The 20,721-nt window shown below is 72.7% G+C and carries 18 protein-coding genes; 9 read left to right on the top strand and 9 right to left on the bottom strand.

The window, feature by feature from the left end:
* Positions 1-207: 207 nt before the first annotated feature.
* The gene (locus ABZ887_RS27060; protein ID WP_361294071.1) at positions 208-1,287 is read right to left on the bottom strand and encodes a hypothetical protein; all 1,080 of its coding nucleotides are present in this window, start codon (positions 1,285-1,287) and stop codon (positions 208-210) included.
* Between the two features lie 94 nt (positions 1,288-1,381).
* Between ABZ887_RS27060 and ABZ887_RS27055 the strand changes: the two genes are divergently transcribed.
* Positions 1,382-3,118 carry a LuxR C-terminal-related transcriptional regulator gene (locus ABZ887_RS27055; RefSeq protein WP_361294068.1) on the top strand — a complete coding sequence of 579 codons (1,737 nt, stop codon included), beginning with the start codon at positions 1,382-1,384 and terminating at the stop codon, positions 3,116-3,118.
* A 128-nt stretch (positions 3,119-3,246) separates the two neighbouring features.
* On the opposite strand, the gene ABZ887_RS27050 is transcribed toward ABZ887_RS27055, so the two are convergent.
* Positions 3,247-5,817 carry a CHAT domain-containing tetratricopeptide repeat protein gene (locus tag ABZ887_RS27050; RefSeq protein ID WP_361294210.1) on the bottom strand — a complete coding sequence of 857 codons (2,571 nt, stop codon included), beginning with the start codon at positions 5,815-5,817 and terminating at the stop codon, positions 3,247-3,249.
* Between the two features lie 149 nt (positions 5,818-5,966).
* Here ABZ887_RS27050 and ABZ887_RS27045 point away from each other — a divergent pair, with 149 nt between their 5' ends.
* Genes ABZ887_RS27045 through ABZ887_RS27035 form a run of 3 tightly spaced genes read left to right on the top strand, consistent with a single transcriptional unit; the run spans position 5,967 to position 8,544 of the window.
* Positions 5,967-7,409: a S8/S53 family peptidase gene (locus ABZ887_RS27045; protein ID WP_361294065.1), complete on the top strand. Its 1,443-nt coding sequence runs from the start codon at positions 5,967-5,969 to the stop codon at positions 7,407-7,409.
* A gap of 47 nt (positions 7,410-7,456) precedes the next feature.
* Positions 7,457-8,056 (top strand): sigma-70 family RNA polymerase sigma factor, encoded by a 600-nt coding sequence (locus ABZ887_RS27040; protein WP_361294062.1) that lies wholly within the window; start codon positions 7,457-7,459, stop codon positions 8,054-8,056.
* Positions 8,053-8,544 carry a hypothetical protein gene (locus ABZ887_RS27035; RefSeq protein WP_361294059.1) on the top strand — a complete coding sequence of 164 codons (492 nt, stop codon included), beginning with the start codon at positions 8,053-8,055 and terminating at the stop codon, positions 8,542-8,544. The genes ABZ887_RS27040 and ABZ887_RS27035 overlap by 4 nt, the downstream gene beginning before the upstream one ends.
* Positions 8,545-8,597: 53 nt before the next feature.
* Here ABZ887_RS27035 and ABZ887_RS27030 read toward each other — a convergent pair whose 3' ends face one another.
* From ABZ887_RS27030 to ABZ887_RS27015, 4 genes are all read right to left on the bottom strand, one after another.
* Positions 8,598-9,872, bottom strand: a complete 1,275-nt coding sequence (locus ABZ887_RS27030) for a cytochrome P450 (protein WP_361294056.1) — start codon at positions 9,870-9,872, stop codon at positions 8,598-8,600.
* Between the two features lie 58 nt (positions 9,873-9,930).
* Complete coding sequence (locus ABZ887_RS27025) at positions 9,931-10,722, bottom strand: N-formylglutamate amidohydrolase (protein ID WP_361294054.1); 792 nt, start codon at positions 10,720-10,722, stop codon at positions 9,931-9,933.
* Positions 10,723-10,797: 75 nt separating this feature from the next.
* Entirely contained in the window at positions 10,798-11,955 is a 1,158-nt protein-coding gene (locus tag ABZ887_RS27020) for a homoserine O-acetyltransferase (RefSeq protein WP_361294207.1), read from the bottom strand.
* Entirely contained in the window at positions 11,952-13,316 is a 1,365-nt protein-coding gene (locus tag ABZ887_RS27015; protein WP_361294051.1) for a bifunctional o-acetylhomoserine/o-acetylserine sulfhydrylase, read from the bottom strand. The genes ABZ887_RS27020 and ABZ887_RS27015 overlap by 4 nt, the downstream gene beginning before the upstream one ends.
* A 491-nt stretch (positions 13,317-13,807) precedes the next feature.
* Here ABZ887_RS27015 and ABZ887_RS27010 point away from each other — a divergent pair, with 491 nt between their 5' ends.
* On the top strand, positions 13,808-14,302 hold the full coding sequence (locus ABZ887_RS27010; RefSeq protein WP_361294048.1) for a hypothetical protein: 495 nt from the start codon (positions 13,808-13,810) through the stop codon (positions 14,300-14,302).
* On the opposite strand, the gene ABZ887_RS27005 is transcribed toward ABZ887_RS27010, so the two are convergent.
* Both ABZ887_RS27005 and ABZ887_RS27000 read right to left on the bottom strand, forming a co-directional pair.
* A complete protein-coding gene (locus ABZ887_RS27005) occupies positions 14,275-14,574 on the bottom strand; it encodes a hypothetical protein (protein ID WP_361294045.1) in 300 nt (99 codons plus the stop codon). The genes ABZ887_RS27010 and ABZ887_RS27005 overlap by 28 nt on opposite strands.
* Before the next feature lie 91 nt (positions 14,575-14,665).
* Positions 14,666-15,226: a helix-turn-helix domain-containing protein gene (locus tag ABZ887_RS27000; protein WP_361294042.1), complete on the bottom strand. Its 561-nt coding sequence runs from the start codon at positions 15,224-15,226 to the stop codon at positions 14,666-14,668.
* Positions 15,227-15,420: 194 nt separating this feature from the next.
* Here ABZ887_RS27000 and ABZ887_RS26995 point away from each other — a divergent pair, with 194 nt between their 5' ends.
* On the top strand, positions 15,421-16,302 hold the full coding sequence (locus tag ABZ887_RS26995) for an SDR family oxidoreductase (RefSeq protein WP_361294039.1): 882 nt from the start codon (positions 15,421-15,423) through the stop codon (positions 16,300-16,302).
* A 109-nt stretch (positions 16,303-16,411) separates the two neighbouring features.
* The gene (locus ABZ887_RS26990) at positions 16,412-16,624 is read left to right on the top strand and encodes a hypothetical protein (protein ID WP_361294036.1); all 213 of its coding nucleotides are present in this window, start codon (positions 16,412-16,414) and stop codon (positions 16,622-16,624) included.
* 79 nt (positions 16,625-16,703) lie between these two features.
* On the opposite strand, the gene ABZ887_RS26985 is transcribed toward ABZ887_RS26990, so the two are convergent.
* Positions 16,704-18,920, bottom strand: a complete 2,217-nt coding sequence (locus ABZ887_RS26985; RefSeq protein WP_361294033.1) for an NADP-dependent isocitrate dehydrogenase — start codon at positions 18,918-18,920, stop codon at positions 16,704-16,706.
* A gap of 255 nt (positions 18,921-19,175) precedes the next feature.
* Here ABZ887_RS26985 and ABZ887_RS26980 point away from each other — a divergent pair, with 255 nt between their 5' ends.
* Positions 19,176-20,003, top strand: a complete 828-nt coding sequence (locus tag ABZ887_RS26980) for a hypothetical protein (protein ID WP_361294030.1) — start codon at positions 19,176-19,178, stop codon at positions 20,001-20,003.
* Positions 20,004-20,177: 174 nt separating this feature from the next.
* On the top strand, positions 20,178-20,714 hold the full coding sequence (locus ABZ887_RS26975; RefSeq protein WP_361294204.1) for a M1 family aminopeptidase: 537 nt from the start codon (positions 20,178-20,180) through the stop codon (positions 20,712-20,714).
* The last annotated feature ends 7 nt before the right edge of the window (positions 20,715-20,721 follow it).

The following is a 20,721-nucleotide window of genomic DNA, read 5'->3' as shown; positions in this document are numbered from 1 at the left end:
GCGCTGCCGGGTGCGGGTGCGTCGTGGCCGGTCGCGCCCACGCGGCGGAGCCGCACATCGACAGGGGCCCCGCGCCCCTGGGTGGGTATGCGCAGCGTTTCCGGTTTGGTCGCGGCACGTATCCCTCCCCCGAAGGTTACGTGCCGCGACCGCTTCCCCCGGCGCCGGACAGTGGTCCGACCTCCGCGTCGCGGTCGTGTGCCGGTGTCACCAGCACATGACAGCTGTCTCCCCCGACCCCCATGTGGAGTGGAGACGGACGCGGACGAAGTAGCGGCGGCCCTTGACGAGCCGGACCCTGATCCTGGTGTTGTGCGGGGTGCCCCCGTCGTCGTGGCCGGCGAGGTAGCGCGGTTCCCCGTCGCGCTCCTCGAAGACCACGACGACGGAGTCGCTCTCCCCGAAGGTGGCCACGCTGTAGACGCGGGTCTCCGGCGGCTCCACGGCGAAGTCGGCCTGCCCGCCGGGACCCAGGCTGAGCGGTGCCGAGCGGAACGGCACCAGCACGGCCGGCGGATCCGCGGGCGGGTACCAGCGGAGCACGAACTCCTTGTCGGCCGGGGACAGAGACCCCGGCGGGTAGAGGCCGCTGTGGTAGTGCTCCGGCTCCAGGACCAGCCCCGGACCGAAGGCGAACTGCATCACGGACTGCGGGTCCCACACCGAGCCGTTGGCCTCGGCGGCGTCGAGCTTGCGCAGGATGTTGAAGTGCGTCCGGTCCCGGCTCCAGTGGTTCGGCGGTCCGGCGAGATCGGCGTAGACCGCCTCGTCGTCCCAGTGGACGCCCGCGAACGGGCTCTGGTGCTCGTGCTGCATTCCTAGCGCGTGCCCGATCCCGTGCAGGGCCGTCCAGCGCCCGCCCGCCTCCGTCAGGTCCCACCCCAGGTTCATCGTGCGGTCGTTGGCGCCCATCGAGAGCGCGTCCCGGCCCACCGCGGACCAGGATCCGTCCCCCAGCTGGAAGCCGATCCGCAGCTCCGCCTCGCGCCGGTCGAAGACCTCGGCGAACATGACCCCGATGCCGAGGTCCTGCCACTCACGGAAGCACTCGCGCACCACGTCCCGCTGCTCCTTGGCACCGGCCCACGGCACCCGGCGGGTCTCCCCGGTCCCCGGGACCGGGATCACCGAGGCGTCGGTGTCGGCGTCGAAGAAGTAGTAGTGCAGAGCAGTGCCGTTGACCCACATCCGCCGCCCGCCGACGAGCGCGCCGAGCCGCTCGGCGGCCAGTCCCGGCGCGAACGCCGGGGCCGACTGCTGCGGAAGCGAGCAGTAGCGTCGGGTCATGCGCCCAGACTGCCGTTCGACCCGGCCGGACGCCTGAGTCGGAAGCTACTCAAGTCCCCCTGTATCAGAGCTGAGTATCGCGACTCATACTCACGTGACGACTTACGAACGGGATGCGCGAACCCTCGAACTGCCCTGGCCGTTCACCGGCCGGGAGGACGAACTGGAGCTGGTCAGGCGGTCGTCGGTGGCAGGACGGCAGGGTGTCGTGGTGACCGGCCCGGCCGGCATCGGCAAGACCCGGCTGATCACCGAGGCCGTCCGGGGCACCGACTGCGCCCGGGTCACCGGCACCCCCGAGACCAGCGCCCTCCCGTTCGCGGCGTTCGCGCACCTGCTCTCCGACCACGTCTCGCTGCCCGGCGCGGTCCGGCACCTGTCCGGCGTACGGCTCCTCGTCGTCGACGACGCCCACCTTCTCGACGAGGCCTCGGCCGCCCTCGTCCACCAGCTCGCCGTGCACCGCCGCACCCGGCTCGTGGTGGCCGCCGCCACCCCGGCAGCCCTGCCCGGCGCCGTCTCCCGGCTCTGGACCGGGGAACTCCTCACCCACCTCGCCCTGGAACCCCTGCCGTACGACGAGACCGCCACGCTGCTCGACGGGGGCGGCCTGGACCCGCTCACCGTGCGCCGGCTGCACCGGCTCTGCCAGGGCGATCTGCGGCTGCTGCGCGACCTGCTCGGCGCGCTGCGCGAGTCCGGCTCGCTGACCCGGGTCCCGGACACCGGCGAGTGGGCCTGGCGTGGCCCGCTGCCGCTCACCGCGACCGTACGGGACCGCATCGCGCCCCTGCTGGACCGGCGGGGCCCGGGAGAACACGACACCCTCGAACGCCTCGCCTTCGCCGAGCCGTTGCCGCTCCTCCTCGACGACGGACTCGACCTGGCCGTTCTCGAACGGCTGGAGACCGAGGGCCTGATCCACGTCGACGAACGGGGCGCGGTCCGCCTCGCCCACCCCCTGCACGGCCCCGCGCTGCGCGCCACGACGGGCCGGCTGCGGGCCCGGCGGCTGGCCCGCACCCCCGGCCAGTGCGAGCCCGCCCTGAAGGACGAACAGGAGCAACTGGAAGAACGCATCGAGCAGTTGGACGTACGGGAGGTGCCGGCCCCGGTGGGGGAGTGGCTGGCGTCGGGAGGCCTGCCCGTACCAGCCGGGTACGCGGCCGTGCGTGCCCGGTACTCGTGGCTTCGGGGGGAGCTGCGAGAGGCGGCGGCGTGGGCGAGGGAGGGACTGCGGACGGCGCCGGGCGACGCCTCCTGCCGTACCGAACTCGCCCGTGCCGCTGCCGAGTCGGGGGAAGGCGCCGTAGTGCGCGGGGACGGGGGTCTCGCGCACTACGGCACCGTACGGCTCGGGGAGCCCGAGGAGGCGGTGCGGGCCGCGGGGCGGCTGTACGGCGTGCTCGCGCGGCACGCCGAGGCCCTCGCCCGCGGCGACGGACCCGCCCTCGACCGGGTGGCCACGGCGCTGGCGGAGCGCGGTCTGCTGCTGTTCGCGGCGGAGGCCCACGCCCAGGCCGTCCGCGCCCACCGCGACCCGCGTGCCGCCCGGACGGCCCGCACCCGCGCGGTCGCCCTCGCCCGCCGCTGCCAGGGCGCCCGCACCCCGGCCCTTGCCGGGCTGGTCCTCGGCGAACTCACCGCCCGCCAGCGCCAGATCGTCACCCTCGCCGCCTCGGGCCTCAGCAACCGGCAGATCGCCGAGCAACTGACCCTGTCCGTACGGACGGTGGGCAACCACCTCTACAGCGCCTACACCCGCCTCGGCGCGAGCGACCGCGCGGCCCTGCCGTGGCTGGTGGAACAGCCGGACCGGCAGTCGGCGTAGCGCTCCGCTGGAAGTGCCGCGATGCGTCGTGTGTCGACTGCGGCGCCGTCGTGGCTTGTCGCGCAGTTCCTCCCCCAGCCTTCGGCCGGGGGTACCCCCAGCGCCCCTTCGGGGGCGCGGGCTGTCTCTCAGGCCGCACCGAACGCCGCGAACGCCCAGCCCGTCGCCTGGTGGAGCGCGTCGCCCGGCAGGGCGGCCCGGGCGTCGCGCAGGGCTTCCGCCAGCGACAGGCCGGCGCCCAGCCCCTTGTGCAGGGCCAGCATCAGCGGGACCACGGCCGCGTCGTTGACGGGTGCGCTGCTCGCCACCACCCCGGCCGTGCCCAGCGGCAGCAACGCCGTGACCAGGCCGAGGAGTTCATCAGCACCGACCGAGGCGAGGCGGGCCGTGTCACAGCTGGAGAGGATGATCCGGTAGGGGCTGCGGGCGAGGCGTTCGAAGTCGTGCACGATCAGCGGGCCGTCGGCCATCCGCAGCGCGGAGAAGAGCGGGCTGTCCGCGCGGAACGTGCCGTGCGCGGCGATGTGGGCGAGCGCGGCTCCGTCCAACTCGGCCAGGACACGCGGGACCTGGGCGTCGTCGTGCTCCAGGATCCGTGCCGTCGCGTAGCGGCCCGCCACTTCGGGCACCTCCGCGCCCTCGGTCGCCAGCCCGGGCCCCCGGACCAGCACATGGCGGCCGCCCGGCGGCGGCTCGGTCTCCCGGGCCCGCAGCCAGCTCCCCGCCGACGGTGACACGCTGAGCACCCGCTCCCGGAGCGAGGGGAGCAGCGCCCAGGGCACCCGGTGCAGCGCGCCCGGCGGGACGATCACCACAGGGCCGGAGCCGAGCTGGTCCGCCGCCGCGCCCAGCAGCAGCTCCTCCAACCGCTTCCCGGCGGCCTCCACCACCGGCAGCCGCGCCTCCGCCCCCGGGTGCGCGAGCCGTCGCAGCCCCGCCTGGACATGCTCCGCCTCGGCGACCGCCTCGGCCAGCAGGCCGCCCGCGAAGCGCCGTACCCGGCCCTGTCCGCACAGCAGGATGTGCACCCGGCCGTCCACGACGGCGAGTTCGACCAGCCGGGCGTCACCGAGCCGGTCCAGGAGCCGGGCCGGGTCGAAGCGGTCGCCTTCGCCGGGCGCGTCCCCCCGGGTGTGATGGGTCCGGGAGCGGATCTCCCGTTCCAGGCGCCGCTGTTCACGCTCCAGGGCGGGCACCGGACGGCCCCCCTCCCGGCGGCGGGCCTCCTCCGCGCGCGAGGCGATCTCCCGGAACGCGGTGAGCGAGGCGAGCAGGGCCGGGTCCGCGGGCGGCCGGGTCGGGGGAGTGGACAGCACCGTGGCCCGCCAGCGCTCGCTCCACTCCAGCAGGCGGCGCGGCCCGCCGTGCGCGAGGCTCGCCTGCTGGGCCAGCGCGGCCAGTTCGGCGCCCTGCGCGGTGGCCCGGGCCCGCAGCTCCGAGGCGCCCAGCGTCATCCGGTGGTCGTCCAGGACATCGAGGCCGCGCCGGCACGCCTCCAGGACACCCCGGCCCGAGCCGGCCGCACGGGCCCGCAGCGCCTGCGCGGCCCATCCGGTCATCCGGGTCAGCGGCGGACCGGCGTTCCTGCTGCGCGCGGCCACCGCGAGATGCCGCTCCGCGTCCGCCGTCCAGCCCAGCGCCAGCGCGATCCGCCCGGCGAGCAGCGAGGCCTCCGGCGCGGCCGGCGCACCGAAGGACGCCAGCTGCTCGGCGACCGCCGCCGCGTCCTGCACCAGCCGCCCGGACGCGGCCCCGCCCGCCACCCGCGCCTCGATCAGCACCAGCCGCGCATGCGTCTCCCACCAGCTCCGCCGCTGCCCCGAGAACAGCCGGACGGCGACGGCGGCCCGGGCGATCGCGGTCTGCGCGTCCCCCGTCGACAACGCGGAGCGGGCGGCGGTCAGCAGCAGTTCGGCCTTGCGGGTGGACTGCCCGCCGATCCGGTCCAGGGCGGCGATCGCCCCGTCCGCCTCGGCCAGCGCCTCCGGGGCAAGACCGGCCGCCATCAGCACGTCGCAGCGCGCGATGTACAGCATGAAGGGCGGGGTGCCCAGCTCGTCGTACCGCTCCTTGGCCTCGGCCAGCAGCCGCAGCGCCGCCGGGATGTCACCGGACCGGTAGGCGGCCAGGCCCCGGTTCTCCACGGCGACCGCCTTGTCGTGCTCCTGGCCCGTCGTCTCCCACAGCCGCTCCGCCGCCGTGAAGTCCGCGTCCGCCCGCTCCACCGCGCCCATCGCCAGATGCACGGTCGCCCGCACGCTCAGCGCCCGCGCGGTCCAGATGACGTCGTCGGCCTGGCGCAGCACCGGTATCGCCCGCCGCAGGTCCTCCAGGGCCTCCTTGTGCCGGCCCAGCACCCAGGAGGCGAACGCGCGCCGGTACAGCACCCGGGCCCGGGTGTGCCCGTTGCCCCGGGCCACCCCGCGGTCCAGCGCGGCCAGTCCCTGCCGGGTGCGCCCCGCGTGCACCAGGGCGACTCCGAGGGCGGCGAGGACGTCCGCCTCCCGGTCCGCCGAGTCCGCCCGGGCAGCGAAGTCCCGGGCGCGCCGCAGATGGTCGAGGGCCAGGGCGAGGTCCCCGAAGTCCCGCTGCCAGATGCCGATGACCTGGTGGGCGACGGACGCGTCCAGTGGCGTCGGATCGGACCGAAGGACCTGTTCCGCACGCGCCAGGGCCTCGCCGGGGGCGGCGAACACCATCGGCAGGAGTTCCGTAACCGAATCGCTTCGCGCAGTCACCCCTCGGATGGTAGTGGCCTGGGCATACATGCCCCACAGGTTTGGCGCTGTATCAGGCGGCGGACCCGCGACTCTGACTGAAGAACGCCGTTACCGGGGGAGGACAGGCCATGGCACCTCAGCGATTCCATGAGCAGTTCGAACAGATCCAGCGTTCCATGCCGGACGTTCCGCTGGCGATGGGGCCGGACGACGCCGCCGAGTTCCTGTACGAGAAGGGGGTCGTCCTCGCCCGCGACGGCGAGGAGGCACGGGTCGTCGAGGACACCGTGCGCGCCCACTTCACCGCCACCACCGGCCTGATCGCCGACCAGGTGCGCAGGGCGGCACCGGAGACCAACCGCACCGGCGTCACCCGCATCCAGGTCGGCGACCCGAGCCACGGCGACCGCACCGGCGACCGTGCCGTCGGCCACGCGCTGCGCGCCCTCCGAGAGGCCGAGGGCCGCGCCGGCCGCCGCCTGGTCAGCCGCAACCACGTCGTGTCCACCACGGGGAACGCCAACTCCTGCAACCCCTGCGAACCCCTCCCCGCGCTGCTCACCCAGATCCCCAACCCGCAGCCCGTGGCCGGGAGTTACGACCCGGACACCGCGGTCAGCGTGCTGGTGATGGACACCGGCCTGGTGCACGACTACCGCTCCTACCCGCTCCTCGACCGCGTCCAGGGCGACCTGCAGGTCACCGAGACCGACGCCGCCGGCGTCCTCCAGCAGTACGTCGGCCACGGCACGTTCATCGCCGGTCTCATCGCCGCCCTCGCCCCGAACACGGACATCACCGTCACCAACACCCTCAACGACGCGGGCGCCATCCTGGAGTCCGAGTTCGGCGCCAAGCTGTTCGAGGCGGTCGACCAGCACGGCTGGCCGGACATCATCAGCCTCTCCGCCGGCACCTCGAACGGCAGCGCCGACGGACTGCTCGCCGTCGAGGCCTTCATGGACGCCCTGCGCGACCAGTCCACCCTGCTCGTCGCCGCCGCCGGCAACAACGGCAGCGCCACCAACTTCTGGCCCGCCGCCTGCGCCGACCTGTCCGGCTACGAGGACACGGTCCTCTCGGTCGGCGCGCTGCGCAGCGACGGCGAGTACGGCGCCTGCTTCACCAACCACGGCAGCTGGGTCAAGGTCTACGCCCCCGGCGAGCAACTCATCGGCGCCATGGCCGGGTTCGACGCACCCGTGCCGTACGTGTACCAGCACACCACCTACGACGCCTGCCGGTTCGGCTTCACCTACGCCTGCACCTGCCAGTACCCGCGCCACACCGGCGTGTTGACCAGCACCGGGACGACCGGCCCCGGCAAACCGGACCAAGTGATGTTCGAAGGGTTCGCACAGTGGAGCGGAACATCGTTCGCCACCCCCATCGCCGCCGGCCTCGTCGCCGACCGGATGACCACGCACAAGGAGCCGGACGCGCGCACGGCACGCACCCAGCTCCTGGCGGGCATCGCGGAGTACGCCGAGGTGCGCGGTGCCGCCGTACCGGTGCTCCGCCCGGCGAGCTGGCAACCGGTACCGGTCGTCAGGCTGGCCACCACGGCCTGAGTTCCGGCCCGGGTTCCGGAACACTCCCCTCCACGGCGTACCATGACTTGCCGTACACGAGGGGTGGGGCCGTGGACCGAGCAGAGGTCGGCGCGTTGGTCCAGTCCGCCGTCGACGGTGACGCGGCGGCCTGGAAGGCGCTCGTGGAGGGGCTGAGCCCACTGGTGTGGTCCGTGGTGCGCGCGCACCGGCTCTCCGACGCCGACGGGCACGAGGTGTACCAGACCGTCTGGTTCCGGTTCGCCCAGCACCTGGGCCGGATCCGGGAGCCCGACAAGGCGGGTTCCTGGCTGGCCAGCACCGCGCGCAACGAGTGCCTGAAGGTGATCCGGGGACTGACCCGGCTGCTGCCGACCGACGATCCCCAGGTCCTGGACCGGGTCAGCGAGGACCGTACGCCCGAACAGTCCCTGATCGACGCGGAGGACGAGGCGGACGAGGCGGAGCGGATCCGTCTCGTCTGGCAGGAGTTCGAGGAACTCGGCGACCGCTGCAGGCAGTTGCTGCGGGTCCTGATGGCCTCGCCGCCGCCCAGCTATGTCGAGGTGTCCGTCGCGCTGGGTATCGCCGTGGGCAGCATCGGCCCGCTGCGCCAGCGCTGTCTGCGCCGGCTGCGGGCCCGGCTCGACGCGAGGGGTGCGGTATGAGCGACGACGACTTCCCGGCCGACGAGGGCTTCGACGGCGCCGAGTTCGATGCCGAGTTCGACGCGGACCTCCTGGAGGAGGAGCTGCGGAGCGCGGCCGCCGTCCTCGACCCGCTCCCGGCCGAACTGCTCCAACTGGCCATGGACGCCTACGTGCTGCACGACCTGGAGGCCCGGGTCGCCGAGCTGACCTTCGACTCCCTGGTGGACGCCATCCCCGTCAGAGGCGTCGAGGACCCGCCCCGGATGCTGACCTTCCGGGCGGGCGAGCTGACCGTGGACGTCGAGGTCACCGGCGACGGGCTGCTCGGCCAGCTGCTGCCCCCGCAGTCCGCGCGGATCGAGGTGCTCGACGGTCCCGCGGCGGCCCGCCCGCTCACCGTCGACGACATGGGCCGCTTCGCCAGCGACACCCCACCCGCCGGGCCGTTCGCGCTGCGGCTGCGCAGGGGCGGGGACGTGATCGTCACGGAGTGGCTGCGGGCCTGAGACAGGGTGCTATGTCACATATCGCCCTGCCGCCCCCTCGGGCGACCGAAAGGTCACCAGGCGGCCGGAAGCGTCCGCGGCCCCCTGATCATCGTCTTGCGGCGCCACTCCACCCCCTCGGCCGGCATCGCGAGCCGCAGCCCCGGCAGTCGGTCGAGGAGGGTGTCGACCAGCAGTTCGGTCTGCAGCCGGGCCAGGACCGCGCCCGTGCAGTAGTGCGCACCGTGGCCGAAGGCGAGGTGCGCGTGGGGTTCGCGGTCCGGGTCGATGCGGTCCGGGTCGGGGAAGACGGCCGGGTCGCGGTTGGCGGCCAGGTAGGAGACGTACACCGGATCGCCGGCCGCGATCCGGGTGCCGTCGCCCAGCTCGACGTCCTCCAGGGCGATCCGGGCGAGCCCGACCGTGCTGCGGTGCGGGATCCAGCGCAGCAGCTCGTCCAGGACCGGCCCGCGCTCCGCCGGGCGTTCCCGCATCCGCGCCATCAGCTCCGGCCGCGTCAGCATCAGGAACAGCATCTGCCCGCAGTTGTGGGTGACCGCCTCGCCGCCGATCTGCAGTGGACCGGCCAGCCCGACGGCCTCCTCCTCGCCGATCTCGCCGCGGGCCACCGCGACCCCGAGCAGCGAGTACACGTCGTCTCCCGGACTGTCGGCCCGCGCGCGTACCGCCTCGGTGATCCACCCGTACAGCCCCTGCTTGGCAGTCTCGGCGGCCTCGACCCCGCCCGCGGTGGAGATGATCTGCCGGGTCCAGGCGTGCACCCGCTCCCGGTCCGCCTCCGGCACCCCCATCACCTCGCTGACCACGGTGATCGGGAACGGTTCCAGCACCCGCTCGGCCAGATCGGCGGGCGGCCCGTCCCGTACGACCCCGTCGACCAGTTCGTCGAGGATCTCCTGCGCCCGGGGCCGCAGCCGCTTCATCGCGCCGACCGTGAAGGCACCGGCGAGCGGCTTGCGCAGCCGGTTGTGGTCGGGCTGGTCCGCCCAGGCCAGTGAGCCCGGCCGGGGCTTGAAGTGCGGGGCCAGCCGGGTCACCTGGCGCCGGGTGACCTCGGCGCGGCTGAACCGTGGGTCGTTGGTGACGGTCCTGACGTCCTCGTACCGGGTCGCGAGCCACGCCCAGCCCTCGCCGTACGGCAGCCGGATCCGGGTCACCGGCCCTTCCGTCATCAGGGCGGCGAGAACCGGGTCGAAGTCCGTGCCCTCCAGTTCGAGCGCGGGCCAGTCCCGCACCGGCGGCGCGGCCTCGCAGACGGGCGGGAGCGGCTCCGTCGTCGCGGGCGCGGTCGTCTCCGCGGTGGTGGGCGCGGTCATCTCCGTGGTCATGTCTCCACGGTCGTACGGCCCCCACCCCGTGTCCTGCGGGAATGCTCCAGCCGGAGGGTCAGCGGCCGGCGGCGTCCACGAGCGCGGCGAGGGCGGCGGCGAGCCGGTCCGCGCCCGCCCCCGCCGGACCGCCGGGCTCGGTCATGTAGAGGTCCCGCCGGATCTCCACCATGAGCGCACCGACCCGCGCGTCCGTCCCGTAGAACTCCAGCGGCACATAGGTCCCGGCGAACGGGCTGTCCAGCCCCGTCTCCCCGCACCCCGCGAAGGCCTCACGGGCCGCCTCCGCCAGCCCGGGCGGCGTGTGGAAGGCGTCCGTGCCCAGGCAGACCGGCGGCCGCGGCCCCGCCCCGTGCAGTTCGTAGGGCAGCGGACGGCTCGGATACGAGTGCACGTCGATCACCACGGCCCGCCCGGTCGCCGCCAGCCGTCCGGCGACGGCCTCCGTCATCGCCCGGGCGTACGGCCGGAAGTACCGCTCGACCAACGGCCCGTGGTCGCACGACTCGTCCCGCAGCACACCCCGGTGCGTGGTCCGCGTGTACACGGCCCCCATCCCGACGGCGCGCATCTCCTCCCGCTCGTCCGGGAACCGCTCGGGATCGACGACCAGCCGGGACAGCCGGTTGACGAACCGCCAAGGAGTCACCCCGGCCAGCGCGGCCGCCGCCTGCGCGAGCTCCGCCGTGTGGGCGTCCGTGATGTGGTCCAGCTCCCGCTCCAGCGCGGCGTCGTCGAGCACGATCCCGGCCCGTACCCCGGCCGGGATCGCCCGCGCCGAGTGCGGCACGTGCAGGATCACGGGCGACTCGGCGGCGCCGGGCACGAGCGCGTACGACGGCTGGGACACGGGCGGCTCCCGGGGTGTGTGCGGTGGCGGGGTGCGGGATCACGGTGTCACATCGGCGACGGAGACGGTGAGCCCTCAGCCCAGCAGCTCCCGCACCAGCGCGCCCACCTGTTCCGTCTCGATCAGGAAGCCGTCGTGGCCGTACGGCGACTCGATCACCCGGAGCCGGTCCGCGGCCGGGATCAGCGCCGCCAACTCGGCCTGCTGGGGCGGGGGATAGAGGCGGTCGGAGTCCACGCCCGCCACCAGGGCGCGGGCCGTGACCCGGCCGAGGGCCGCACGCACCCCGCCCCGGTCGCGGCCGACGTCATGGGCGTTCATCGCCTCCGACAACACCACGTAACTGCCCGCGTCGAACCGCCGTACCAGCTTGGCGGTATGGTGGTCGAGGTAGGACTCGACCTGGTAGCGGCCGCCGTCGAAGGGGTTCTCGGCGTCCTGCGGGGTCCGGCCGAAGCGGATCGCCAGCTCGGGTTCGCTGCGGTAGGTGACATGGGCGATCCGGCGGGCCAGGCCCAGGCCGGTGTGCGGGGCGCGTCCGGTGCCGTGGTAGTCGCCGCCCTGCCAGTCGGGGTCGGTGCGGATCGCGGTGAGCTGGACGGCCGACCACGCGATCTGCTCCGCGCTCGCCGCCGCCGTCGTGGCGAGCAGCAGCAGGGCCGCCACCCGCTCCGGGTACGACACCGCCCACTCCAAGGCACGCATCCCGCCCATCGAACCACCGAGGACCAGCGCCCACCGCCCGATGCCCAGGGCGTCGGCCAGCCCGGCCTCGGCGGCGACCTGGTCGCGCTGGGTCAGGAAGGGGAACGCACCGCCCCAGTACCCGCGCCCGTCGGCTCGCTCCACGGCCGGTCCGGTGCTGCCCTGGCAGCCGCCCAGGACGTTCGGTGCGACGACGAACCAGCGGTCGGTGTCCAGCGCCAGCCCCGGCCCGACCAGGCCCTCCCACCAGCCCGGGGTCGGATGCCCCGGACCGGCGGGCCCGGCGACATGGCTGTCCCCGGTGAGCGCGTGCAGCACGAGCACGGCGTTGCCGGCGTCCGGGGCGAGCCGCCCCCAGGTCTCGAACGCCAGCCGTACGCCGGGAAGTTCACCGCCCGCCTCCAGCGGCAGCGGCTTCTCCGCCGCGTACCACCGCCGACGGCCCGGCGGATCCCCCTCCCGCCAGGCCCCGCGGACCGGCGGAAGGGGGAGGGAATCCGGAACCTCGGGATGCGGTACGGCGTTCAGGACGCCGCGCCCTTGGCCGCGCGGAACCCGGCCTCCAGGTCGGCCCGGAGATCGGCGAGGTTCTCGATGCCGACCGACAGGCGCACCAGGCCCGGCGTGGTCCCGGTCGCCGCCAGCTGCTCCTCGTCCAGCTGGCTGTGGGTGGTGGACGCCGGGTGGATGATCAGGCTGCGGACGTCACCGATGTTGGCGAGGTGGCTGAAGAGCTCGACCGCGTCCACGAACCGCTTGCCCGCCTCGATCCCGTCCCGCAGCTCGAAGGAGACGATCGCGCCGGCGCCGCGCGGAAGGTACTTCTGCCCGGCCTCGTACCAGCGGCTGGACGGCAGGCCCGGATAGTGGACGGCGGCGACCTCGTCGCGCTGCTCCAGCCATTCGGCCAGCGCCTGGGTGTTGGCGGAGTGCCGCTCCAGCCGCAGGCTCAGCGTCTCCACGCCCTGCAGCAGCAGGAACGCCGAGTGCGGGGAGAGCGCCGGGCCGAGGTCACGGAGCAGCTGCACCCGCAGCTTGATCGCGTAGGCGCCCGGGCCGAGCGCCGGCCAGTAGCGCAGACCGTGATAGCTGGGGTCGGGCTCGGTGAAGTCGGGGAAGCGGTCGGAGTGCGAGCCGAAGTCGAAGCTGCCGCCGTCGACGACCACGCCCGCGATCGCCGTGCCGTGCCCGCCGAGGAACTTGGTCGCCGAGTGGACGACGATGTCCGCGCCGTGCTCGAGGGGCCGCAGCAGGTACGGCGTCGGGACCGTGTTGTCCACGATCAGCGGCACGCCCGCCGCGTGCGCCACGTCCGCGACCGCCCGCACGTCGAGCACGTTGCCGCGCGGGTTGCCCAGGGTCTCCGCGAACAGCGCCTTGGTGTTCGGCCGGACGGCCGCCCGCCAGGCCTCGGCGTCGTCCGGGTCGTCGACGAAGGACACCTCGATGCCGAACTTCGGCAGCGTGTGCCGGAACAGGTTGTAGGTGCCGCCGTACAGCGACGTGCTCGACACGATGTGGTCGCCCGCGCCGGCCAGCGTCAGGATCGCGAGCGTCTCGGCGGCCTGCCCGGACGCCAGCGCGACCGCCGCGACCCCGCCCTCCAGGGCGGCGATCCGCTGCTCGAAGACGTCCTGGGTGGGGTTGTGGATGCGGGTGTAGATGTTCCCGGGCTCGGCGAGCGAGAACAGGTCGGCGGCGTGCTGGGTGTCCCGGAACACGAACGACGTCGTCTGGTAGATCGGCGTCGCCCGGGCACCGGTCGTCGGGTCCGGCGCGGCCCCGGCGTGGATCTGCCGGGTCTCGAACGACCAGGCCGAGGCGTCGGGCCCGGCGGGCGCCTCCTCGGGCGTGTGACCGGCGGTGACGGAGTCGATGGGCTGGCTCATGGTGCTGCTCCTCGTGCGGGACGGCATGACGGCGTGCGCGTACGGGCACGCGTCGGCAGAACAGGTCAGAACGGGGGGAAAGAGCGCGGCAGGGCGCGGGAAGGGCCGGAGCGGGGCGTCAGCTCTCGGCGCGACACCCTGTGGTGGTGACACGCGCGTGGTCGACATGACGTCGGGTCACAAGCACCGTCATGGTTCGAGCGAACCACAGCGCCTCACGGCGGACCAGCCACGCGCCACGCGTGACACGCAGACTTCACGAACGACATACGTGCGTCATGCCGCGCGCCCGGGTGACCCAGGGCCCGACGCTGACGTCACGGTTCCGCCAATGCCGTGCGAACGGGCAGCACACGGAGGGTGTCGGTATCGGGCCGACGGGGTGGGCGGCTTGCCGAGGCGCGCATGGCGTGGATAGTGAATGCTGCGTCCGTCCCGGCCGGGCGCATGCGGAGGGGGAAGCCGTGGTGCGTTACGTTCACCATCAATTGATGACCGTCGCGCAGGCGGGGGTCGCCCTGGCCCTGACCGCGCCTGTGGTCTTCGGCGTGCGCGGGCTGTCGCAGGGCGACAGCGACATCGTGGTTTTCCTGCTGTGCTGGGCGGGGGGCGGCGTGGTCTTCAGCCTGCTGGCGGTTTCGACCCGGTCACGGTGGCTGGGCGGAGAGAAGCGCGATTTCGAGAGCGCAGTACCCCTGGCCGACCCCGAGGAGATACTCCCCACCCCGCGCGAGTCCCTGCGCCGCAGCTTCGACGGAGCCTTTGTCGTCCTCATCGGACTGATGTCCCTCGTTTTCGGCCTGATCTGGGGTCTCGCGGCCAGCGGTTGCGCGGTGGTCCTCCTCGTGCCGGAGCGGATCGTGACGGGCGTGTACGCGTTCTTCTGGGAGCGGCGCCACGGCGTACTCCTGTGGCGTGGCCAGGTCGAGGAACAACCCCTGGGCAAGAACCAGTTCCTCTATTCCTCACCGCGGATCGCGCCGTAGAAGCGGCCCTGGTCGCACAGGGCGTCGATCTCGGCGCTCTCCTCCTCGCTCAGTTGTGCGTCCAGTGCGACGCCGAGGACGTGTCGGGCACGGGCCAGTCGCCGAGCGACGTCCCAGTCGGCGATGAATCTGCCGACGGTGTGTTCGTCGGCGGTTCCCGACGCCTGGCGGGATCCGAGCCGGTCCAGGGAAACGACGAACTCGTTCAGGTCCCGCAGCACTGCGACGACTTCGGCGAGGGGTACGCGGATCTCTCGGGAGGACATGTCCATCGGCCGATTCAACTCCATGGCCGGCGCTCGAAACCAGAACCTGATCTTGCTGATCGAGGCTGATCGGGGCCGTTCCGGAACGGGTGCGACGTCAGGCTGAAGGGTGATGCCGGGAGTCGAGCTCGGTCGCGCGTGTCCGTAGTTCGTTCAAGGCCGCTACGGCATGGTGCGCGAACGGTTCGCCGGCGTGCGACGTCAGCCAGCGCTCGACGGCGATTCTGAAGGCGAGCATCCCCACTTCCGCCCCCAGCCGGGCGGTCAGCTCGTCCGTGCCGCGTGTGCGCAGGGCGGTGCTGATCGACGCGGCGATCCTGGCGTGCTTGAGCAGCCCCCGCTCCTGCACTTCGGTGTTGGCCGCGGCCACCCGCACCCGCTGGGCGGCCTTGGCCCGCTGCTGCGGGGTCATCGTGGCCTCGGCGGCCGTGAAGGCGGCCTGCAGGCACTCGGCGGGCGTCGCATCCGGTGAGGCGCCGCGGATGGCGTCGCCGAACAGCCCGGCCAGCAGGTCCTCACCGCCGAACAAGACTTCGCGCTTGTCGGCGAAGTGCCGGAAGAACGTGGCGCGGTTCAGACCGGCGCGATCCGCGATCTGCGCGACGGTCGTCTCCTCGTACCCGTTCTCCACGAACAGGTCCAGCGCGGCGGTCTCCAAGCGCTCACGCGCGTCCGGTGCCCATCTGCTCACCGGCACAGCATAGGCGAGGCGACGGGGTCGCATCGCCTGGATGTGATGCGACGCAGTCGCATCCTCGTGTAGCGTTGATGCGACCGGATCGCATCAGTGGTCCGGCCGCGGCGTGCGCGCCGCGCATCCTCCTCACACAGGCACGACCAAGGAGAATCCCCATGCGCATCTTCGTCACCGGTGCCTCCGGCTGGATCGGCTCGGCCGTCGTCCCCGAACTCATCGGCGCCGGCCACCAGGTCCTCGGCCTGGCCCGCTCGGACACCGCCGCCCGAGCCGTCGCCGACATGGGCGCCGAGGTGGTGCGCGGCGACCTGAACGACATCGAGGTGCTGCGCGCGGGTGCCCTCGACAGCGACGGCGTCATCCACCTGGCCTTCGTCGTACCCAGCGTGACCGAGGTCGCGACGCGGACCGACGCGAGGGCCGTCGAGACGTTCGCCGCCGCCCTTGCCGGCTCCGGCAAGCCCCTGGTGGTCTCCGGTGCCACGCTCGTCAGGCCCGGTCGGCCCGCGACCGAACGCGACGAACTCGTCCCCGCCGGGCCGATCGCGGCCCGCATCACCACCATGCGGGCCGCGCTGGCCGCCGCGGACAGGGGCGTGCGCTCCTGCCTGGTCATGCTGCCCCGCTCGGTGCACGGCGAGGGGGAACGTCACGGGTTCGTCCCCCAGCTCATCGCCATGGCCCGCGCCAAGGGGGTCTCGGGCTACCTCGGCGACGGGGCCGGCCGGTGGCCCGCCGTCCACGTGAAGGACGCCGCGAGCCTCTACCGGCTGGCTGTCGAGCAGGCGCCCGCCGGTGCGGTGCTCAACGCCGTCGGCGACGAGGGCGTGCCCGTCCGCGAGATCGCCGAGGTCATCGGTCGGCAGCTGGACCTGCCGGCCAGGTCGCTGCCTGCCACGGAGTACCAGGGCATGCACGTGTACCTGCTCGGCACCGACATGCCCGCCTCCAGCGCCCTCACCCAGGAGCTCCTCGGCTGGAAGCCCACCCACGCCGGCCTCGTCGAGGACATCGAACAAGGCCACTACTTCATCTGACCAACCCGGGCCGAAGCCCCGGCCGGACCCGGATCCAGACCCGGAGCAGGGTCCCCGAGCGATGCGGCGCGCAGACTCGCTGTCAGACCCTGCGTCTGGTCTCGCCACCATGACCGCCCACCAGCTCTCGCGTGCCGACGCCCGCCGTATCGCCGTCCGGGCCCAGCTCCTCGACGCCACCGCTGACCGGACCGCCGGGCGGCTGCGGGTCGACGCCGTCCACCAGGACGTGCCGTTCACCAAGGACATGAGCGCCGGGATCGGCCGGGAGATCGAGGACCTGGCGAGCTGGCTGGAGCTGGAGCCGGTGCTGCCCGGCTGACCGGGCCGGACAGGGCTCCGCCCCGGCAGGCGGGGTGCCTGCCGGGGCGGAGCCTTCGAAAGGGGGGCGTCGGCGTCGCTCAGAGCGCCGCGAGCGCCGCGTTCCAGGTGGCCGACGGGCGCATGACCGCGTCCGCCTTGGCCTTCTCGGGCTGGTAGTAGCCGCCGATGTCGGCCGGGGAGCCCTGCACGGCGAGCAGTTCGTCGACGATCTTCTGCTCGTCGGCGGCGAGCGACTCGGCGAACGGCGCGAACGCCTTCGCCAGGTCGGCGTCGTCGGTCTGCGCGGCCAGCTCCTGCGCCCAGTACAGGGACAGGTAGAAGTGGCTGCCGCGGTTGTCGATGCCGCCGACGCGACGGGTCGGGGACTTGTCCTCGTTGAGGAAGGTCGCCGTGGCGCGGTCGAGGGTGTCGGCGAGGACCTTGGCGCGGGCGTTGCCGGTGAAGTCGGCGTACTGCTCGAAGGACGGGACCAGGGCGAAGAACTCGCCGAGGGAGTCCCAGCGCAGGTAGTTCTCCTTGACCAGCTGCTGCACGTGCTTCGGCGCGGAGCCGCCGGCGCCCGTCTCGAACAGACCGCCGCCCGCCATCAGCGGGACGACCGACAGCATCTTGGCGCTGGTGCCCAGCTCCAGGATCGGGAAGAGGTCGGTCAGGTAGTCACGGAGCACGTTGCCGGTGACGGAGATGGTGTTCTCGCCGCGGCGGATGCGCTCCACGGACAGCTTGGTGGCCTCGACGGGGGAGAGGATCCGGATGTCCAGGCCCTCGGTGTCGTGCTCCGCCAGGTACTGCTCGACCTTGGCGATCAGCTGCGCGTCGTGCGCACGGCCCTCGTCCAGCCAGAAGACGGCCGGGTCGCCGGTGGCGCGGGCGCGGCCGACGGCCAGCTTCACCCAGTCCTTGATCGGCGCGTCCTTCGTCTGGCAGGCGCGGAAGATGTCACCGGCGGCGACCGGCTGCTCGATCACGACGTTGCCCGCCGCGTCGACCAGGCGGACCGTACCGGCGGTGGCGATCTCGAAGGTCTTGTCGTGGGAGCCGTACTCCTCGGCCTTCTGCGCCATCAGGCCCACGTTCGGGACCGAGCCCATGGTGGACGGGTCGAAGGCGCCGTGGGCCCGGCAGTCCTCGATCACGGCCTGGTAGACACCGGCGTAGGAGGAGTCCGGGATCACCGCGAGGGTGTCGGCCTCCTGGCCGTCCGGCCCCCACATGTGGCCGGAGGTGCGGATCATGGCCGGCATAGAGGCGTCGATGATGACGTCGGACGGCACGTGCAGGTTGGTGATGCCCTTGTCGGAGTCGACCATCGCCAGGGCCGGGCCCTCGGCGATCTCGGCGTCGAAGGAGGCCTTGATCTCGGCGCCCTCGGGCAGGTTCTCCAGGCCCTTGAGGATGCCGCCCAGACCGTCGTTCGGAGACAGACCGGCCGCCTTGAGCGTCTCGCCGTACTTCGCGAACGTCTTCGGGAAGAAGACGCGCACCACGTGACCGAAGATGATCGGGTCGGAGACCTTCATCATCGTGGCCTTCAGGTGCACGGAGAACAGGACGCCCTCCTGCTTGGCGCGCGCGATCTGCGCGGCCAGGAAGTCGTTGAGCTGCGCGACGTGCAGCACGGAGGCGTCGACGACCTCGCCCGCGAGGACCGGTACGGACTCCTTGAGCACCGTGGTGGTGCCGTCCTCGGCGACCAGCTCGATCCTCAGCTTGCCGGCCTCGGAGATCACGGCGGACTTCTCGGTGGAGCGGAAGTCGTTCTCGCCCATGGTCACCGTGTTGGTCTTGGACTCGGAGGTCCAGGCGCCCATGCGGTGCGGGTGGGTCTTGGCGTAGTTCTTGACCGAGGCGGGGGCGCGGCGGTCCGAGTTGCCCTCACGCAGGACCGGGTTCACGGCGGAACCCTTCACCTTGTCGTAGCGGGCGCGGATGTCGCGCTCCTCGTCGGTCTTCGGGTCGTCCGGGTAGTCCGGCAGCGCGTAGCCCTTGCCCTGGAGCTCGGCGACGGCGGCCTTCAGCTGCGGGATCGACGCCGAGATGTTCGGCAGCTTGACGATGTTGGCCTCGGGCGTCTTGGCCAGGTCGCCCAGCTCGGCCAGGGCGTCAGGGATGCGCTGGTCCTCGTTCAGGTACTCCGGGAAGTGGGCGATGATGCGCCCGGCCAGCGAGATGTCGCGGGTGTCCACGGCGACACCGGCCTGCGAGGCGTACGCCTGGATCACCGGCAGGAACGAGTGCGTCGCGAGGGCCGGGGCCTCGTCTGTGTAGGTGTAGATGATGGTCGAGTCAGTCACCGGGTGCTCCGCTCCACGTCTGCAACATTGCTCGACATCAAGATATCTCGTGATCGACCCATGCTCGACAGGGGTCCGCGACTCGGAAGATCCGGTTGTCCGGTTGTCATACGACGGGCAACCGGATCGGTCAAAAGGGTGGTCATGACAAACGAGCCACCACATGAGCCACCACGCGAGCCACCACCGACCCGGCGGCCGGACCGACCACCCGGCCTGCCCGAGCGAAAGCGGACCATGAGAAATCGCACCAGAGTGACGGCCCCTGCGGTCGCCCTGCTCGGCACGGCGACCGCCCTGGCCACGGGGACCCCGGCCCTCGCGCGTCCCTTCTCCACGGGGGAGAAAAGCGGCGCCGCGAGGGCCGGGGGCAGCACACCGGCCCCGGGCCCGGAGACCCTCGGCGACCCCGTCTACCCGGCCCTCGGCAACGACGGCTACCGGGTCCTCGCCTACGACCTCGACCTCGCGTACGACGCCACGACCCTGCTGGTCGACGCCACCGCGACCCTGCGCGTCCGCACCACCCAGGACCTGTCCCGCTTCTCCCTGGACGCCCTCGGCCTCGACATATCCGCGGTGCGTGTCGACGGCTGCGACGCCGCCTTCGAACAGGCGGAGGAGAAGCTGCGGATCACCCCCGCCCGGCCGCTGCGCGAGCGGGACGACGTCACCGTGTGCGTGACCTACACGGCCGACCCGCGCCGCACCCTCCCGCACACCGCCTGGGTGCCCACCCCGGACGGCTTCGCGATCTGCCCGCAGCCGAACTCCGCGCACACGGTCTTCCCGTGCAACGACCACCCCTCGGACAAGGCGGACTTCACCTTCCGCATCACCGTCCCGGACGGCGTCCGCGGTGTCGCGAACGGCCTGCTCACCCGCACCGAGAACCTCCCGGGCGACCGTACGGCGTACTCGTACCGCTCCCGTTCCCCGATCGCCACGGACTTCGAGCGTTACTGCTGTGGGGCCGGGGCTAGGAGCGACTTCTGTCGTTGTACTGCGGAACCGGCTATTCGCCCGATACGGTGGAAACACCCAGCGGCTACAGCCAAGTCGTCGGGTCAGGTGGGTCGTTGACCTGCTCGGCGGTCGGGAGGATCGTCGTCGGACGGACGTAAGCGCCGTCAAACCCGCTGGAGCGATCCAAGCGGGAGTCTCGCGGGGCCACCCGGGAGAGAGCTCCAAAAGCCGAACTTCCTGCACCATCGGGAAACAACATCGGCTCGTAGGTGATGTACACAGTGGCCCTCGCTGAGCCACAGGTCAGCCCCGGCCACCTGGGCCGACCTGTGGCTCAACGAGGGCCACGCCGACTTCTACAGGCTGCTCTACCGCTACGAACGCGGCTGGCCGGACTCCCTGGGCCTGACCTCCCTGGAGACCCGGATGAAGGACACCTACGCTTGCGGCGACCAGTGGCGCCTCGAATCCGGCCCGGTGGCCGCCCCGAACGCGGTCAACCTCTTCGACAACCAGCGCTACCTCGGCGGCGTCCTGGTCCTGCACGCCCTCCGCGAGCTGGTCGGCGAGGACGCCTTCCACGCCGTCGAGCGCACCTTCCTGAACCGCTTCCGGCGCCGCTCGGCCTCGACGGAGGACTACATCGCGGTGGCCACCGAGGTCACCCGTCAGGACCAGTCGGGATTCCTCCGTGACTGGCTCTACGGCACGACGACCCCGCGCATGCCCGGCCACCCCGACTGGACGGTCACCCCGGTGACGCCGTCCCTGGCCACCCCGCACAGCCTGCGCGGCGGCCACCACCACGAGAACTCGGCCACGCTGTAGTCGCGGC

It is taken from the genome of Streptomyces sp. NPDC047061, from assembly GCF_040643955.1.
In the GTDB taxonomy this organism is placed as follows: Bacteria; Actinomycetota; Actinomycetes; order Streptomycetales; family Streptomycetaceae; genus Streptomyces.
This window is presented reverse-complemented; position numbering and strand designations above follow the sequence as displayed.